Here is a 14,179-nt window from a genome sequence, read left to right as displayed (position 1 = left end):
CATTTCGGTCAAATACGGCAAAAGTATACTCCCTCATGACAGGCTCGTTTTCCTTGCCAACGAACGAAAATCCTCATTTAGAAACAGCCCCTTGGCGACCTTTTCGTGCTCGCCGGGCTATCAAAAACAAACGGGGAGGATGCCGCAGCATCCTCCCCGTCTTCAGTACATTGCCTGCCTCCCGCCATGGCGGGAAGGCTCGACGCCCTACTGCACGGAATCGCAGTCGGGCGCGGTGCGGGTGGAGGCGTCCTTCAGTTCGGCCATGTATTCCTTGACCTTGTCCGAGCGCTTCCAGTCCGCGTACAATTCCTGCCACGTGCGCAGGTCCATGAAGCTCTTGTCCAACTGTTCCTCGTGCGACTGCACCCAGATGTTGAACAACTGCATCTCGAACTGGAACAGACTGCTGTCGAAGACCTTCTCGGAACTGCCCGCCTTCATGCGCGAACCATCCACGTCGGACGCCACGAAGCTGCACACCGCGTCGCGCGAGGTTTCGTAGGTGATCTCCTTGTTGTTCAGCAGCTCCAGCAGGCCGAACAGGTGGGGATACTCCTCGCGGATGCGCTTTTCCGCCGTTTCCGGCACGCGGATGAACAATTTGTCGTCTTCTTCGGTGATGAAATAGAAACGCAGCCAGTTTTCGAACATCAGCACTTCGCTGACGGCATGGATGGCGGTGACGAATTCCGCGGACATGGACACTCCTTGGCGTGTTCACCCCTGCCGCCGGATTTGCCGGGGCGGGGTTCGTGGTCTTCGATGGCCCCCAATCGCACTGGGCCGTACGGGGCCGCACGGAATCGCGACGTGACGCGGCGCGCGGCGGGGCACCCGCACTATGGTGACGCCAAGGCCGCTCGTCAAGTACGTTTTTTCACAAGCGATGTGAAAGAACGATAACAGTCCGGACGAACCCCGACGCGACGCACGTCGTCGCAGCTACCCAGCCGCGCGTACCAGCGATTCCGGCGCATGAAGATGACAGCGCGCATGCTGCCCCTCGGCCACGGCATGCCAGCCGGGCACCTGACGGCGGCACACGTCCATGACCTGCGGGCAGCGCGGGTGAAAGGGGCAGCCGGAGGGCGGGGCGATGGGGCTGGGCAGGTCGCCGGACAGGGCAGGGCGCTCCACGCGCCGGGCCGGGTCGCGCACGGGCACCGAGGCCAGCAGGGCGCGGGTGTACGGGTGGGCGGGCGCGGCGAACAGGGCGTCGCGCGGGGCTTCCTCCACCACCCGGCCAAGGTACATCACGGCCACGTGGTCGCTCATGTGGCCCACCACGCCAAGGTCGTGCGAAATGAACAGGTAGGCGAGGCCCATGTGTTCCTGCAACTCGCGCAGCAGGTTCAGCACCTGCGCCTGCACCGAAGCATCCAGCGAGGACACCGGCTCGTCGCACACCACCAGGGCCGGGTGGGTGATCAGGGCGCGGGCCACGGCAATGCGCTGGCGCTGGCCCCCGGAAAATTCGTGCGGGTAGCGGTCGGCGTGTTCCGCCCGCAGGCCCACCAGATGCAGCATGTCCGCCACCTTGGCGCGCCGCTCCTCGCCGGGCATTCCGGCCACGGCCAGCGCCTCGCCGATGGAGGCCCCCACGGTGCGGCGCGGATTCAGCGACGAGAAGGGGTCCTGAAAGACCATCTGCACCAGTCGGGCCGCCTCGGCGCGCGAAATGGCGGGGCCGGTGGAGGTGGACGTCGCGTCGCCCCCCGGCCTCGTGTCCTGACTGGCATCCGGGCCTGCATCCGGGCCTGCACCCACGAACAGGCGACCATCCAGCAGCACCTGCCCCGTACTGGGGGGCAGCAGCCCCACCACCATGCGGGCCAGGGTGGACTTGCCGCAGCCGCTTTCGCCCACCAGGCCAAGGGTGCGCCCCCGGTCCAGGGTCAGCGACACGCCGTCCACGGCGCGCAGCACGGCGGGCGTGGGGTCGAACATGCCCCGGCGCACGGTGAAGTGGCGGCCAAGGCCGCGCAGTTCCAGAAGCGATGCGATGGCGAATCTCCTGTGCTCACGAAAAACGTCTGGCCGCCAATGCACGGCGGCATGGTCAAACAGCCGGAACCGATGCCGCCCAAACCGGTGCAGCCCGATCAACACCTTTGGGGCACGGCGGTTGGGGCCAACCGGCGGCAGCATGGCACGCCGGGCGGTGGCGCGTCCAGACCGCCGGGCAAGGAAAGCTGCCCTGCCCTGCACCCTTTGGTGCGCGTCCGGCTACAGTCCGTAGCGCTTCAGCTTGCGCCACAACGAGGCGCGGTCGATGTCCAGCACCCTGGCCGCCTGCGTCCGGTTGCCCCCCGCCAGTTCCAGCACCCATTCGATGTGCGCGCGCTCGTTCTCGTCCAGGGTCATGGGGCGGCCATCGGGCGCCACGCCTTCCCCCGTCCCGCCCGGCATGCAGGCCCCCCCATCGGCGCGCAACACCAGCGCGGGGACCGCCGCACCGCCCTTGTCGACGACCGTCCCCGCCAGCGCCCGCAGGTCGGGCGGCAGGTCCGCCGGGGTAATGGTATCGCCCGCGCAGAGCACGGCGGCCCGTTCGATGATGTTGTGCAACTCGCGCACGTTGCCCGGAAAGGGATAGCGGGCCAGCACGGCCAGCGTTTCCGGCGCGATGTGCGGTGCGGGCCTGCCCGTGTCGCGCGCGGCCCTTTCCGCGAAGTACTGGGCCAGCAGGGGCACGTCCTCCATGCGTTCGGCCAGCGGGGGCATGCGCAGCACCACCACGTTCAGGCGGTAATACAGGTCGTGCCGGAAGCGCCCGGCCGCCGCCTCTGCCGCCAGATCCTTGTTGGTGGCGGCCAGCAGGCGCACGTCCACGGGGATGTCCGCCGTGCCGCCCACCCGGCGGATGGTGCGTTCCTGCACCGCGCGCAGCAGCTTGACCTGCATGGGCAGCGACATTTCGCCCACCTCGTCGAGGAACAGCGTGCCGCCTTCCGCCGCCTCGAACAACCCCTTGCGCTGGCGCACCGCGCCGGAAAAGGCCCCCTGCTCGTGACCGAACAGTTCGCTTTCCAGCAGTTCCTCGTTGAACGCCCCGCAGTTGATGGCCAGAAAGCGCGCCTCGGAGCGGCGGCTGAACAGGTGCACCATGCGCGCGGCCAGTTCCTTGCCGGTGCCTGTCTCGCCCAGGATCAGCACGGTGACGTCCGACGGGGCCACCTGCGCGATGGTGCGCTTGAGCGCCTGCATGCACGGCGCGGCCCCCAGCAGGGGCACCGGCAACGACCGTTCGCGCAGCTGTTCGCGCAGGCGGGCCACCTCCTGCTTCAGGCGGCGCTTTTCAAGGGCCTTCTGCACCAGCACCCGCGCCTCGTCCAGGTCGTAGGGCTTGGGCAGGTAGTGGTAGGCCCCGGCGTGCATGGCCTCCACCGCCGTTTTCACCGTGGGGTAGCCGGTAACCACCACCACCTCGGTGTCCGGGTGGCGCAGCCGCACGGCGCGCAGCAGGTCCAGCCCGTCCATGCCCTGCATCATCAGGTCGGTGAGCACGAGGTCGAAGTCCGCCCCGGCCAGCAGTTCCAGCGCCTCCACCCCGTTGGCGGCGGTGAACGCCTCGTGCCCCTGCCGCCCCAGCACCAGGGCCAGGTTGTCGCGGGCGATGGCCTCGTCGTCCACCACCAGGATGCGGGCCGGACCAGGGGTATCCGGCAAATACGGGGGGACCGGGGATGGAGAGGGCGCAGAGGCGCCCGCCGTCTTGGCGGCAGCGCCCGTTGGCCGTCCGGGTGCGTCGTTCATGCCGCGTCTCCCGTGGGTTCCGGCGCGCCCAGCGGCAGCCGGATGGTGAAGCACGTGCCCGCGCCGGGGGTGCTTTCCACCCCGATGGTCCCGCCGTGCTTGCGGATGATGCCGAAGGCCACGGACAGCCCGAGGCCGGTGCCCTTGCCCACCTCTTTCAGCGTGAAGAAGGGGTCGAAGATGCGGCCCAGATGCTCCGGCCCGATGCCGATGCCCGTGTCTGCCACGCGCAGCACCACCTGCCGCGCCGCCGCATCGCGCGCGGCGGTGACGGTGATGGCCCCGGCGCGGGGGCAGGCCCCGTCCGGTCCCTTCCCGTCTGGCCCCCTCCCGTCTGGCCCCCTCCCGTCTGGCATGCCCCCTTCCGGCGTGCCCCCGTCCGATGTGATTCCTTCCGGCGCGCCGCCGTCCCGTTCCTGTGCCGCCTGCACCGCCTGAATGGCATTTATGAGCAGGTTCAACAGCACTTCCTGAAACCGCTGCACGTCCAGCGGCAGCACGATGTCGCCGGGCACGTCGGCGTCAATGGCGATGCACGCGGGCACCTCGCTGGCCACCAGCGCCACGCTGCGGCCCACCACGTCGCGCAGGGCCACGGGCTTGAGCGAGAATTCCGTCTCGCGCGAAAATTCCAGCAGCCCTTTCACGATGTCGCGCGAACGGCGCACTTCCTGATGGATGTTTTCCAGCATACGCCCGGCAAGGGCCGGATCGAGTCCTGCCGCGACGGCGGACGCCGGGGGGGAGGCGAACACGGGGGCGCCCGTTACACCTGTTCCGCCTGCTCCGCCTGCTCCGCCTGCTCCGCCTGCTCCGCCTGCTCCGTTAGTCCCGCCTGTCCCATTAATCCCGCCCGGCCCGGCCTGACCGCCATCCACCCCCTTGCCTCCCGTGGCATACCGCAACTCCTCGCGGAGTATCTGGCACGAGGTGGAGATGTTGTTCAGCGGGTTGTTCAACTGGTGCGCGATGCCCGATGTCAGCACCCCCAGCGAGGCCAGCTTCTTTTCCTGCACCAGCTGGTTCTGGCGGTGCTCCAGCTCCACCAGCATGTGGTTGAAGGCCTCCACCACGCCGCGCGTCTCGTCGCTGGTGGCGGGCAGGGGCAACCGTTCCAGGCTGCCCTGCACGATCTGCCGGGCCGAACGCTCGATGACCGACAGCGCGCCCAGAATGCGCCGCCCGATGAGCCACGAAAAGAACGCCGCCAGCCCCACCATGGCCCCGATGGACAGCAGCAACTGGTGCTTCAGCGACCCCACGATGCCCAGGATGCGCTCGCGCTGGTAGGTGACGATCTGGCGGGCCTGCGCCACCAGCGCCTTGCCCTGCTCGCGCAGGTCGTCGCGCAGCGCCCCCCGCTCGCGTTCGCGCTGCGGCCCGGCCAGCTGCACCTCGCCAAGGCGGCTGAAGGTGTCGCGGTAGCCGTGCAGGTCGCGGCGCAGGGCGCGCAGCCCGTCGCTGCCCCGCAGGTCCGCGCCCTGTACACCGTTGCCGCCCGGCTCGATGCGTTCGATGACATCCAGCGCCCGGCCTATGAACACCAGGTTCTCGGCGTGGTCCTCCTCCATGGCGTAGAGCAGGTAGTTCTTCTCGTAGCGGCGGATTTCCAGGATGTCGTTGCTGAGGTCGTCCACCACCTCGGCCAGGGCCAGGGCGTCCTCGATCTGCAGCAGGTAGTTGTACGACAGCCCGCCCAGCAGCGAGAACCCCAGGATGGACACCGAGATGCCGAACAGCACCAGTTGCCGGATGTTGCCTTCGGCCAGGCGGCGGATCAGGAACTGCACGGCGCGCCCCCTTCGTCACCCGCAGCCCCGGCGGGCAGCAGGGCCACGGCCAGCGCATCCTGCACCCGCGCGGCGAATGCCACCTGCGGCAGGCCGCCGGACCCGCGCGCGGCAAATTCCGCCAGCAGGCCGCGTGCCTCCGGTTCGTTGGCGGCGGGCAGCACCACGGTGCGCGCCCCGGCCCGTGCTGCGGCCAGCAGCTTTTCGCGCACGCCGCTCACCGGCAGCACCCGGCCCGACAGCGAAAGTTCGCCCGAAAGGGCCACGTCGGCCCGCGCCGGGCGGCCCGACAGCAGCGAGACCAGGGCCACCCAGATGGTCAGCCCGGCGGAGGGACCGTCCTTGGCGATGCCCCCGGCGGGAATGTGGATGTGGATGTCCTGCGCGGGGTGGCCGCCCTGGCCGCCGCCCGCCGGGATATCCAGACTGCCGGGGTTGCCGAGGCCGGGCACGCCCCAATGCTCTGCCAGATGCTCCGCCTCGGCCCGGATGTGGCTGAGCGCGATGCGCGCCGATTCCTTCAGCACCTCGCCCAGCGAGCCGGTAAGGATGAGCTGGCCGGAACCGGCCATGCGGGCCGCCTCCACGAACACGATCTCGCCGCCCGCCTCGGACCACACCAGCCCGGTGGCCGTGCCCACGCGGGGCGCGCCGTGCACGGCGTCGTGCCGGTAGCGCGGCGGCCCCAGCAGGGCGGCGGCCACGGCATCGTCCACCAGCAGGGTATTCGGCGGCTGGGCATCCGGCGACGACTTTCCGGGGGCGATGTCGCCAGTCGGTTCAGTCGGGTCCGCTGCGCCCGCATGTCCCCCCGCCTCCAGCCGCAGCCGGGCCAGCTTGCGGCACAGCCGGGCCAGCTCGCGTTCCAGCCCGCGCACGCCCGCCTCGCTGGTGTAATCGTTGATGATGCGCGCAAGGGCCGCCGGGGTCACCTGCGGATACGGCGCGGTCAGCCCGTGTTCGCGCAGTTGGCGGGGCAGCAGGAAACGGGTGGCGATATCCAGCTTGTCCGCCTCTGCGTAGCCGTGGAATTCCACCACCTCCATGCGGTCCAGCAGGGGGCCGCGCAGCCGCTCCACCCCGTTGGCCGTGGCGATGAACAGCACCTGCGAAAGGTCGAAGGGAATTTCCAGATACCGGTCCACGAAGCGGGCGTTCTGCTCCGGGTCCAGCACCTCCAGCAGGGCCATGGCCGGGTCGCCCTTGGCGTCCTGTCCCACCTTGTCGATCTCGTCCAGCATGAACACCGGGTTGCGCACCCCCGTGGTGCGCAGGGCCTGGATGATCCGCCCCGGCATGGCCCCCACGTAGGTGCGCCGGTGACCGCGCAGTTCCGCCTCGTCGCGCAGGTCGGCCAGCGACATGCGGTAGAAGCGCCGCCCCAGCGCCTCGGCCAGCGCCCGGCCCACCGAGGTCTTGCCCACGCCGGGCGGCCCGGTGAAGCACAACACCGGCGCGCGCGACGAAAGGCCCTGCACGCGGTCGGCCAGTGCCTCGCGCACGGTGGCGCGCAGTTCGGCGATGTCGATGGGTTTGGAAAGATACTGCACCGCGCCGGTCTTCAGGGCCTGCACGGCGGTGTCCACCGTGGCATAGCCGGTCACCACCACGATGCGCGTATCCGGGGTTATCCGCCGCGCCGCCTCGATGAGCTGCATGCCGTCCATGCGGTCCATCTTCAGGTCGGTGACGATGCAGTCGTACCGCCGCCGCGCAAGGCAGGCCAACGCCTCTTCACCGTTGGCCGCCGTGTCCACGGCGTAGCCATCGCGCGCCAGCACGTGGGCCACGTTGTCGCGGGCGATGGATTCATCGTCCACCACCAGCACGGCGGCGGGCTGGGTGGCGCACAGCACGCGCGCGGCCAGGTGCTCCAGCACCCGTTCACGCACCTGGCCAAGGCCCGCGTGGCTGGTGTCGAACACCGCCGCCGCGCGCGCAAGGTCCAGGCTGTCGCGGGTAAGGGCGTTCCACGGCAGGTCCAGCAGGCATTCCACGTAGTTGAGGGCGATGGCGTTTTCCGGCGCGGCTGCGTCGGTCTTTTCCATGCGGCCTGTTTCCGCCTCCAGTACCTCGCGCACCGCATCGGGCAGGTCCGCCGCCGCGCATCTGGCGCGCAGGCCGGTGGGGTCTGCCTGACCTGATTGATCCGCTGGACCGGACTGGCCGCCCGTCTGCCCTGCCTGGCCCGTCGCCCCGGATGGTTCTGGCGGGGTGTCCCCACCCTGCCGCCGAAAGAAGATCATGCGCGCCTCCTCGCATTCCCTCTGGGCTGGCCGGCATCACCGTTGCGGAGTGAAGCACCGTTGCGTTTCGCAACGCTGTGCTTTTTTTCACGAACCCGCGCGAAACCGGCCTGTTACGCGGACTGGTAGCAGTTGGCGTTGCAAAGTGCAACAGCACATGCCTGCGGCCCGCCTTTCGAGACAATCCTTAATCATCTGTAAATTCATATTGTTATGCAGAAATACATGTTCTGGCACGACACTTGTTTATGCGTAAGCACACACAAACCGTGAGGAAGCAAAATGGGAACCATCCGCGAATCGATCGAGTCGGCATTTGTCGCAGTGGCCTTTGCGGAGCGGAACCGGGCGGACGAGGCCGTGTGGCAACTGCGCGGGGGCGACGACACCCGCCAGACCGGGCAGGCCCACCATACGGAGGCGGTCCAGCCTTCCGCGTCCCCCGCGTCCCCCGCGTCCCCCGCAACGGGTGCGCAAGCCCGCACCGCAACCGCCGGGCAACGCCAGCGCCCGGTGCTGAGAGCCGAATGAGCATGCTGTTGATTTCGTTTTCGCGGGCGGCCCGCTTCTTTCGCGCAGCCGACCACTCACCCGCCCGCCCCTTTTTCATGGAGGCCGCCCATGCCCGGTAGATGGTTTCGCCGTACCGCCCCCGGCGGTGCGGCCGGGCAGGGCGACATCCGCATGCGTTCCACCGCCGCCGTGCGGATGGAGGAACGCCTGGCCGACTACGCCGAGGCCCTGGCCCTGGCCGAGGCGGGCGAACAGCTGCTGGCCGGAGCGGTGATCCGCCGGGGCGAGGCCCAGGTCCGCCGCATCCTGGTGCTGGGGCACGGCTGCGGCCTGTCATCGCGTCTTGCGGGCTACGCACTGAGCCTGGCCGGACGCATGGGCAGCGGCCTGCTGTTCCTGCACGTGGGCGATGCATCGCACGACGCCTACCGCCGCGCGGCCTTCGAACGGCAGGCGCGGGCGGGGGCCCTTGAATGGATGGAAGCGGCGCGGGCGGAGGGCATGGCGGCCCTGCACGAGGTGCGCTTTGCCCCGGCCGGAAGGCCGGACCATGCAGTGGAAGAAGCGGCGCGCGCCCATGGCCGCGTCGAGTTGATCCTGAGCGAACCGGAAGAGAGCGAACTGATGCGGGGCCGCACCGGCCTTGCGCTGTTCACGGTGGAATGAGGGCGACCGCCCTCGACAACCCCCGCCAACGGGGACAACGGGCCGTCACGCAGGCGGCGCCACCACGGGAGTCAGCAATGGCAACGCAAACCGCACGCAAACCCTGGGCCAAGACCATCGTCTTCGGCATCCTGTCCGCCGCCCTGTACGCAGGGGTGTTCGCCTTCGCGGACACCATCGCCGCCCATTTCGCACAGGGCTCGTACTGGGCCGCCGGGCCCATCGCCACGGTGTTCCTGTTCTCGTACGTGCACGGCGAGTTTACCGGCAACCTGTGGAGCGTGCTGGGCATAGAGGCCACCCGCAAGCCCGCCCGCAAGACGGAAACGACCACCGCGACCACTGTCGGCAAGCCCGCCACCGCCCGCCCGGCCGCTCGCCGCGCCACGCTGAACGCTTAGGCGCCCAAGGAGACGAAGCATGGATATTCTTGCCCTTGACCCCACGAAATTCATCGACCTTACCGCATCGGGCATCTGTTTCCTGTTCCTCGTCGGCTTCATCGGCGGGCTGGTCAGCGGCTTCATCGGCTCGGGCGGGGCCTTCGTGCTCACCCCCGGCATGATGAGCCTGGGCGTGCCCGGCACCGTGGCCGTGGCCAGCAACATGTGCCACAAGTTCCCCAAGGCACTGGTGGGAGCCATCAAGCGCTTCCGGTACGGCCAGGTGGACGTGAAGATGGGTCTGGTCATGGCGGCGTCCGCTGCCGTGGGCGTGCAGATCGGCATCCGCATCCAGCAGGTCATCCTTGAAAAATGGGGCCAGGTCGGGTCGGACCTGTACGTCAGCCTGTCCTTCGTGGCCGTGCTGGTACTGGTGGGCGGCTACGTCATGCGCGACGCGCTGCGCTGCGCCCGCTGCGGCGGCGTGGAAACCACCGCGCCCCTGGCCCTGCGCCTGCAGGCCATCGAACTTCCGCCCATGATCACCTTCCGCCGCTCCGGCATCCGCATTTCGCTGTGGTTCACCCTGCCCGTGGGCTTCGCCACCGGCATGCTGGCCGCCACCATCGCCGTGGGCGGGTTCATCGGCGTGCCCGGCATGATCTATGTCATGGGCGTGCCCGGGCTGATGGCCTCGGCAACCGAACTGGTCATCGCCTTCGTCATGGGCCTTGGCGGGTCCATCAACTGGGCCATGCACGGCATGGTGGACATCCGCCTGGTGCTGATCATCCTCGGCGGGTCGCTGCTGGGCGTGCAGCTGGGGGCCATCGGCACCACCTACGTGCGCGAGCACATGATCAAGATGGTCATGGCCGTGATCATGCTCATCGTGGCCGTGAGCCGGGGCATTGCCCTGCCGCGCTACCTGGTGAAGCTGGGCCTGATGGACATGTCGCCCGAGATGCTCGACGTGCTGGGCAAGATCAGCTTCGCGTCCATGTGCCTAGCCCTGCTGACCGGCGCGGTGATCATCCTCGGCAGCATGTGGAAAGGCCGCGCGGCCGCGCAGGAGGAGGCGCATGGGCAGGCTTGAACGTCTGCTGGTGCCCGTCACCGGCGATGAGCATTCCCTGTACGCGCTGGATCAGGTCCTGGAGTTCGCCGCCACCCGCAAGTGCCGGGTGGCGGTCCTCTCCGTGGTGCCGCCCTACACCGGCGACCTTGGCTCCAGCGCGCTGGCGGACCTGAAGCGGCTGCTGCGCCAACCCAGCGAACTGGCCCTGGCCCGCGCGCTGGAAATGGCCAACGCGCGCGGCATGGATATCGACTGCCTGTGCGAGGAGGGCGAGCCCTTCGAGGTCATCGTGGATACCGCCCGCAGGGTGAAGGCCGACCTCATCGCCATGGGCGTGGCCGACCGCTCCGCCCTGGGGCGGCTGGTGCGAGGCAACGTGCCGTTGCGCACCATCGGCCACAGCGAGCGCGACGTGCTGCTGGTGCCGCAGGGCGCGGTGCTGGGCTTCCGGTCCATTCTGCTGGCCACGGACGGTTCGCGCTATTGCACCTATGCCGCCGTCACCGCGCTGCAACTGGCGCGCGAGCACGACGCGGACCTGCACGTGCTGTACGTGGCCGACCTGGCCTTTCCCGATTCGGCGGAAGGGCAGCTGGCGGCGGACATGGAAGTGGAGCACGGCAGGGCCGTGGTGGAGGCCATTGCGGCGCGGGCCGGGCAGGAAGGAGTGCGGGCATGCGGCCACGTGGCCCAGGGCGAGGCGGCGGAGCGCATCCTGGCCACGGCCAGACGGCTGGGCGCGGAGTGCCTGTTCATAGCCTCGCACGGCAAGGGGGGCCTGGCCCGGCTGCTGCTGGGCAGCGTGGCCGAAGAGGTGGTGGCCAGTGCGCACATTCCGGTCTACGTGGCCGTGCGGGACAAGCTGCGGCGGTAACAACCTCCCGACATATCTCTTGAATTTCGATCAGGCCACACCCTGCCAACTGCAAGAGGCAGGGGAAAGGGCCGCGCGACCGGGCATGGCACGCCCGCCGCGCGGCCCTTGTACGTATGGAAAGGAAGCGCGCGAACAAGGCAGGAAACGGAACGGCTAGCCGGGTGCCTGCGCCGTTTCCGGCTGGGTTTCCGCACCTGGCGCATCATCCTCATCCGGTGCATCATCCTCATCTGGCGCGTCATCCTCATCTGGCGCATCTGGCGCATTCAGGGATGCCTGCTCCGGACGTTCGGCGGATGTGATCGCCAATTGGTCACGGCGCAGCAGGGCCGGGAACAGGCGCATCCACAGCAGGGCCACCACAATGGTGCCCACCCCGCCCAGCACCACCGAAGCCGTGGCCCCGAACCATGCGGCGGTAACGCCCGATTCGAACTCGCCCAGTTGGTTGGAGGTGCCGATGAACACCGAATTCACCGCGCCCACCCGTCCGCGCATGGCGTCCGGCGTTTCCAGCTGCACCAGGGTCTGGCGCACCACCACGCTGATCATGTCGCAGGCGCCCAGCGCGGCCAGCGCGGCCATGGACAGGGGAAAGCTGCGCGACAGGCCGAAGGTGATGGTGGCCACGCCAAAGCCCACCACCCCGGCAAACAGCCGACGCCCCACCCGCCGCCGCATGGGCACGCGGGCCAGGTACACCGACATGCACAACGCACCCACGGCCGGTGATGCGCGCAGCAGGCCGAGGCCCCACGGCCCGGTGTGCAGGATGTCGCTGGCGTAGATGGGCAAAAGGGCCGTGGCCCCGCCCAGCAGCACCGAAAAGAGATCCAGGCTGATGGCCCCCAGGATGACCGGGTTGCGCCGCACGTAGTCGATGCCCCCGAACAGCGAACGCAGGGTCATGGGCTCGCGTTTCGTGGCCGTGTCCGGGCGGCGGACAAGCAGGATGGCCGCGCACGCAACAAGAAATGCCGCGCCGCACACCCCGTAGCCCGCCTGCGCTCCGGCGGCGCACAGAAAGCCGCCCAGCGCGGGCCCGGCGATGATGGACGCCTGGCGCAGCCCGGCACCGAAGGCCAGCACGCGCGGCAGCATCACCACCGGCACCAGGCCGGGCAGCAGGGCGCTCATGGCGGGCTGCTCGAAGGCGCGTGCCGCGCCGGTCAGAAAGGCCCCGGCGAACACCCCGGCGGGGGTCAGGGTGCCGGTGGCGCTGCCCACGGCCAGCGCCACGGCCATCAGCCCTTCGGCCAGCTGGCAGCAAAAGGCGATGCGCCGCCGGTCGAAGCGGTCGGCCACGCCGCCCACCACCAGGGTGAGCAGGAGTTGCGGGGTGAACTGGGCCAGACCCACCAGGCCGAGATGCATGGCGCTGCCGGTCATGGCGTAGATCTGCCAGCCGATGACCACGGCCAGCATGTTGTAGGCCAGGTACGAGCCGCACTGGCTGACCCAGAAGCGCGGCAGCGAGGGGATGCGGGTCACCTCGCGCAGCGGGGACGTGCTGGCGGGCGTGGAGGGCGATGGTGTGGGCATGGGAATACCGGGCGGGCGAAATGTGGCTGAGGGTCCGGGCGGTCTGCCCGATACGGGCGATGCGGGCGATACGGACGGCCAGACGGGCCAGACGGGGCGGACGCGACCTCTTGAAGCCGGACGGGGAGGATGCACCGACACAGGTCACGGCGCGCACACCCGGTACCGGTCGCCGCCGCTTCATTGAGCGGGCGGGGAGTTCGGTATACGCCTCTGGCACCCCATGGCAAGCCAGCGTGACGCGCCTTGCGCGGCAGGGCTTTTGAAACGGAAACACCGGGCAACGCCCGGTGAGGAAGTGTGACCGACGAACATCGGCAGGCGCCCGCAGGCGCGGCAAACGGCTAGACGCTGGTTTGCAGCAGCAGGCCGGGGGCAAGGGTGCCCGGAGTTTCCGACGCCGCGCCGGTGGGGCCGTACCCGGCGGCAAGACCGCCCGTGCGGTATCCGGCCTGCCCTGAAAGTCCGGAGAGTGAGGACAACGCGCCGGACAACAGCCCTGCCATGGAGTCGGCAGCGGTGGCTGTTGCGGGCTGCCCCCCTGCGGTCGCACCAGAGGCGGCGGCAGGCTGGGTGGTATCCGTGGAATCCTGGGCATCCGAAACGCCCATCTCGCGCAGCGTGTCCAGCAGCGACTGCATGGCGTCAGCCCCGCTGTCGCCCTCGCCGTCCGCCGCCTGCTGCACCAGCGTGGCCTTGGCCGCCTCGGCCCCCTGCACCGCGTCGGCGGCAAGGTTGCCCGCGCCCGCCACCATGAACCGCTCGGAAAGGCCGTTGTCGAAATAGTCGTTGAGGGCGTCGTTGAGGCCACCGCCATTGAGCTGGGCCATGAACGCATCGCCCGATGTCGTGCCGAACTGGCGGTCCACGAAGCGCAGGGCATCCAGCAGCCCTTCGCCCAGCGCATCCTCGGTGACCGGGCCGTCGCCGATGCTCTTGTACACGATGCCCATGACGGCGGTGGCCGCCGCATCGCCGAACTTGTCGGCCACCCAGCGCACGCTGCCGGACAACGCACCGGAAAGGGCCTCGCGCTCGGCGTCGGTCGGCGCCGTGGACGCGGCGTCCGTGGTGGCGTCGGTATTCGTGCCTGCCGTGTCCGTGCTGGCGGCTGCGGGCACAACCGATGTCCGGCGCACGATGTCCGCCCCGAACACGTCGGCGGTCTTGTCCGGCGACAGGCCCGAAGCCCGCGTCCCTGATCCCGTGCTGGTGCCCGACCCGACAGACGTGCCCAGCAGCGCGCCCAGCCCTTCCCCGTACGGGGAAAGGCCGTTCCGCGCGTGCAGCGCGCCAAGGGTCAGGTTCAGGCTCATGCGGTGCTC

Annotated in this window: 12 protein-coding genes; 5 read left to right on the top strand and 7 right to left on the bottom strand. The window is 69.3% G+C overall.

The window, feature by feature from the left end; genetic code table 11:
- Nucleotides 1-207: 207 nt before the first annotated feature.
- The 5 genes from ABWO17_RS13335 to ABWO17_RS13315 all read right to left on the bottom strand — a co-directional run bounded on the left by ABWO17_RS13335 (nt 208) and on the right by ABWO17_RS13315 (nt 7,795).
- Nucleotides 208-702 (bottom strand): hypothetical protein, encoded by a 495-nt coding sequence (locus ABWO17_RS13335; RefSeq protein WP_353119324.1) that lies wholly within the window; start codon nt 700-702, stop codon nt 208-210.
- A 243-nt stretch (nt 703-945) separates the two neighbouring features.
- Nucleotides 946-1,950, bottom strand: coding sequence for an ABC transporter ATP-binding protein (locus tag ABWO17_RS13330; RefSeq protein ID WP_353119543.1), 1,005 nt, complete (start codon nt 1,948-1,950; stop codon nt 946-948).
- A 279-nt stretch (nt 1,951-2,229) separates the two neighbouring features.
- A complete protein-coding gene (locus ABWO17_RS13325; RefSeq protein ID WP_353119322.1) occupies nt 2,230-3,759 on the bottom strand; it encodes a sigma-54-dependent transcriptional regulator in 1,530 nt (509 codons plus the stop codon).
- Nucleotides 3,756-5,549 carry a sensor histidine kinase gene (locus tag ABWO17_RS13320; RefSeq protein ID WP_353119320.1) on the bottom strand — a complete coding sequence of 598 codons (1,794 nt, stop codon included), beginning with the start codon at nt 5,547-5,549 and terminating at the stop codon, nt 3,756-3,758. The genes ABWO17_RS13325 and ABWO17_RS13320 overlap by 4 nt, the downstream gene beginning before the upstream one ends.
- Nucleotides 5,537-7,795, bottom strand: a complete 2,259-nt coding sequence (locus ABWO17_RS13315; protein WP_353119318.1) for a S16 family serine protease — start codon at nt 7,793-7,795, stop codon at nt 5,537-5,539. Before ABWO17_RS13315 ends, ABWO17_RS13320 begins: the two co-directional genes overlap by 13 nt.
- A 282-nt stretch (nt 7,796-8,077) precedes the next feature.
- On the opposite strand from ABWO17_RS13315, the gene ABWO17_RS13310 reads away from it, so the two are divergent.
- From ABWO17_RS13310 to ABWO17_RS13290, 5 genes are all read left to right on the top strand, one after another.
- Nucleotides 8,078-8,326: a hypothetical protein gene (locus tag ABWO17_RS13310; protein ID WP_353119317.1), complete on the top strand. Its 249-nt coding sequence runs from the start codon at nt 8,078-8,080 to the stop codon at nt 8,324-8,326.
- Between the two features lie 90 nt (nt 8,327-8,416).
- Nucleotides 8,417-8,974: a putative universal stress family protein gene (locus ABWO17_RS13305; protein WP_353119315.1), complete on the top strand. Its 558-nt coding sequence runs from the start codon at nt 8,417-8,419 to the stop codon at nt 8,972-8,974.
- A 77-nt stretch (nt 8,975-9,051) separates the two neighbouring features.
- Nucleotides 9,052-9,375 (top strand): hypothetical protein, encoded by a 324-nt coding sequence (locus tag ABWO17_RS13300; RefSeq protein ID WP_353119313.1) that lies wholly within the window; start codon nt 9,052-9,054, stop codon nt 9,373-9,375.
- A gap of 19 nt (nt 9,376-9,394) precedes the next feature.
- Nucleotides 9,395-10,453, top strand: coding sequence for a sulfite exporter TauE/SafE family protein (locus ABWO17_RS13295; RefSeq protein WP_353119311.1), 1,059 nt, complete (start codon nt 9,395-9,397; stop codon nt 10,451-10,453).
- A complete protein-coding gene (locus ABWO17_RS13290; RefSeq protein ID WP_353119310.1) occupies nt 10,440-11,309 on the top strand; it encodes a universal stress protein in 870 nt (289 codons plus the stop codon). Before ABWO17_RS13295 ends, ABWO17_RS13290 begins: the two co-directional genes overlap by 14 nt.
- Nucleotides 11,310-11,465: 156 nt before the next feature.
- Here the strand turns inward: ABWO17_RS13290 and ABWO17_RS13285 are convergent, their stop codons facing one another.
- Complete coding sequence (locus tag ABWO17_RS13285; RefSeq protein WP_353119308.1) at nt 11,466-12,854, bottom strand: MFS transporter; 1,389 nt, start codon at nt 12,852-12,854, stop codon at nt 11,466-11,468.
- Between the two features lie 344 nt (nt 12,855-13,198).
- The gene (locus tag ABWO17_RS13280; protein WP_353119306.1) at nt 13,199-14,170 is read right to left on the bottom strand and encodes a hypothetical protein; all 972 of its coding nucleotides are present in this window, start codon (nt 14,168-14,170) and stop codon (nt 13,199-13,201) included.
- Nucleotides 14,171-14,179 lie beyond the last annotated feature (9 nt).

The sequence above is a fragment of the Nitratidesulfovibrio sp. genome (assembly GCF_040373385.1).
GTDB lineage: Bacteria > Desulfobacterota > Desulfovibrionia > Desulfovibrionales > Desulfovibrionaceae > Cupidesulfovibrio.
Note: the sequence above shows the minus strand (reverse complement) of the source record. Positions and strands in the feature narration are given on the sequence as shown.

Excerpts from the sequence above, each read along its gene's own strand:
- ABWO17_RS13335 (WP_353119324.1), bottom strand. The coding sequence starts at position 702 with ATGTCCGCGGAATTCGTCACCGCCATCCATGCCGTCAGCGAAGTGCTG.
- ABWO17_RS13330 (WP_353119543.1), bottom strand. The coding sequence starts at position 1,950 with ATGTTCGACCCCACGCCCGCCGTGCTGCGCGCCGTGGACGGCGTGTCG.
- ABWO17_RS13325 (WP_353119322.1), bottom strand. The coding sequence starts at position 3,759 with ATGAACGACGCACCCGGACGGCCAACGGGCGCTGCCGCCAAGACGGCG.
- ABWO17_RS13315 (WP_353119318.1), bottom strand. The coding sequence starts at position 7,795 with ATGATCTTCTTTCGGCGGCAGGGTGGGGACACCCCGCCAGAACCATCC.
- ABWO17_RS13310 (WP_353119317.1), top strand. The coding sequence starts at position 8,078 with ATGGGAACCATCCGCGAATCGATCGAGTCGGCATTTGTCGCAGTGGCC.
- ABWO17_RS13305 (WP_353119315.1), top strand. The coding sequence starts at position 8,417 with ATGCCCGGTAGATGGTTTCGCCGTACCGCCCCCGGCGGTGCGGCCGGG.
- ABWO17_RS13300 (WP_353119313.1), top strand. The coding sequence starts at position 9,052 with ATGGCAACGCAAACCGCACGCAAACCCTGGGCCAAGACCATCGTCTTC.
- ABWO17_RS13295 (WP_353119311.1), top strand. The coding sequence starts at position 9,395 with ATGGATATTCTTGCCCTTGACCCCACGAAATTCATCGACCTTACCGCA.
- ABWO17_RS13290 (WP_353119310.1), top strand. The coding sequence starts at position 10,440 with ATGGGCAGGCTTGAACGTCTGCTGGTGCCCGTCACCGGCGATGAGCAT.
- ABWO17_RS13285 (WP_353119308.1), bottom strand. The coding sequence starts at position 12,854 with ATGCCCACACCATCGCCCTCCACGCCCGCCAGCACGTCCCCGCTGCGC.
- ABWO17_RS13280 (WP_353119306.1), bottom strand. The coding sequence starts at position 14,170 with ATGAGCCTGAACCTGACCCTTGGCGCGCTGCACGCGCGGAACGGCCTT.